The organism is Moorena sp. SIO4A1, assembly GCF_010672065.1.
GTDB lineage: Bacteria > Cyanobacteriota > Cyanobacteriia > Cyanobacteriales > Coleofasciculaceae > Moorena.
Genome location: NZ_JAAHHX010000298.1, coordinates 1 through 2,357 on the forward strand (window position 1 = coordinate 1; position 2,357 = coordinate 2,357).

Sequence of the window (2,357 nt, forward strand, 5' to 3'; positions counted from 1 at the left end):
ATTGGTAATTAGAGTAGGATTACCGTAAGCATTCAGCTAAAGGCCTTTGGCCACGCTACTTGAGGTGCCGTCAGCCGTCAGCTTATTTTATTCAAAAGCACCGTTAAACTAAGCTGGGAGGTCGCCCTCTCCAACTCGTCTTCAAAACCGTACTTGTGACTTTCACCACATACGGCTCCTCGTGTCTGAAGTCCTTTGTCATTAGGTACCTTATATAGGGTTTTCATCTAAACTCCTAATGTTGTTTTGATGTTTTCTTATTTCCCTATGTATCTCGTCGTGGCAGTGTAGGTGGATTAATTCCATATTTTGGATTTGGTCTTTACCACCTTGACTTAGCGGCTTAACATGGTGTACTTCCCAGTCATCTCCTGTTCTGAAGGTTAATCCACAATGGGCGCACTTCCCTTTTTGTTTCTTGAAAAGTTTCCCTTTCTGAGTTACTAATTCGGGGTGTTTGCTCATTCTGTTCCCCCAGTATGTTAGGTCACCATCATAGATACTGCGGTCTTGCTTCACTTTTACGTATCTGCTGACCTCTATCCATGCGTGTTTTATCAGGTGTTGTTCATCAGATTTTCTGAAGACCCAGTTATCGTTACCGTGTTCTCCGTCTTTTCTGGTTACTCTTCCCCAATATTTCTTTTTGACCCAATCCCAGGATTTGTTTCCGTGTCTGTACTTGCCCCACCTTCTCAGTTTTTGGTACATCAAGTGGTCTAAGTCACCAAATATCTCTTTGCTTATGCCAGTTTTGTGGTAGTTACACCATCCTCTTATTTTCTGGTTTAGCTTGTTGATTAGGTGTTCCTGGGGGGCTGCTTTGTGTGAGTCTATTAACTTGCACAAGTCCTCCCAGTGTTCCTTGATGGCTTTCTTTGAAGGTTTTATGAGTGTTTTGTACCCTAGTTTGCTCTGATTTTTTCCCACTTCGTATTGTCTTACGTTGAATCCGAGAAAGTCGAATCCATCGTTAGAGTGTACTATTTGAGTTTTTTCAGGCTTTAATTCCAGACCAATGTCATTTAGCCATTCATTTATGACATCCTTACATTTTTCGATGTGCTCTTTTGACTTGTGCATTACTACAAAGTCATCGGCATATCTTACAAAGATGAGCCCCCGTCTTTTCTGGGTTTTACTCTTTCTCTTCTCTACATAGGTTTCGGCGAAGCTTTTCATTTCTTCTTCCATTCCATGTAGGGCTATATTAGCTAGTAAGGGTGAGATGACACCGCCCTGTGGGGTACCTGTCTCTGTTTTGGCGAAGGTACCCTTGTCAATTACTCCTGCTTTTAGCCATCCCTTTACTATCCTCCTTAATTTGGGGAAGGTGTCTAGTTTGTTCAGCAGTTTGGAGTGATTGATTTTGTCGAAGCATTTACTTATGTCGGCATCTAGTACCCATTTGGGTGTTTTTAGTCCGTTAAATATTGCTTCTCGGGCGTCGAAGGCGTTTCTACCTGGTCTGAAACCATATGAGTTTGGTTCAAATTTTGCTTCCCATTCAGGTTCTAGTGCCATTTTGACTAATGCTTGAATGGCTCTATCTTCTATAGTGGGTATTCCTAGTGGCCTCTTTTCGGATTTACCAGGCTTATCAATCCAAACTCTTCTGGTAGGGTCAGGTCTTTTTCCAATGTTTAGGTTTTTAACCAGCTGTATTCTTCTATGGGCGGTAAGTGCTTTCCTTCCGTCAACCCCAGCTGATTTTTTTCCTTTATTTTGTTGGGTGACCTTTCGGACTGCCAACATTCGAGCAGTCCATGAACTCATTAGGGTCTTTTGTAAGCGTTTTACTGCTTTGACATCACCACGCTGAGAGGCTCGATATATCCGTTTTTGCAACTTGAAGAGCACTATTTCCAGCTTTCGCCAATTTGTGCTATTCCATTCCGCCTTTTGGGAAAATCCCTTAGTTTTAGATTTATTCATTGCTACTTACAGCTATATCTTCTTCAGTAATCACGTGAGTCTGTCTGCATATCCTAGGCATTACCCTAGGCATTCGCTTTTGACTCAATCCTTCCTTCATAGACCTTGCGGCTAACTACCTACTTGGGTTATCGACCTTTATCCCAAGAGAATCTATGAGGTTACTTTGTTCCTGTTAGTTATTGTGTGAGGCTTTTAGGGCGATACTGTCCACCGGGAGTTTTCTTTTGGGAATCGTTTGGATAACCAATAACATCCAAAACCCTTCTCCGTGACTTTTGTCTGTAGCGTATCAACCTTCATTTCGCTACACGTACGTGACGATGGTTCAACCATATCTTCCCTTTCGGTACCCATGAGCCTCCATGCCTGTTACTAACCAAGTCCCAGGTTGACCTAGCTTCCCTATTCGACCCCCCTTT

At 42.6% G+C, this 2,357-nt stretch carries 1 protein-coding gene; it reads right to left on the reverse strand.

Annotated features, from left to right (window positions below):
* Positions 1-210: 210 nt before the first annotated feature.
* Positions 211-1,935, reverse strand: a complete 1,725-nt coding sequence (gene ltrA, locus F6K53_RS37495) for a group II intron reverse transcriptase/maturase (RefSeq protein WP_293084719.1) — start codon at positions 1,933-1,935, stop codon at positions 211-213.
* Between the last annotated feature and the right edge of the window lie 422 nt (positions 1,936-2,357).

Coding starts and splice junctions, on each gene's coding strand:
- ltrA (WP_293084719.1), bottom strand. CDS start 1,935: ATGAATAAATCTAAAACTAAGGGATTTTCCCAAAAGGCGGAATGGAAT.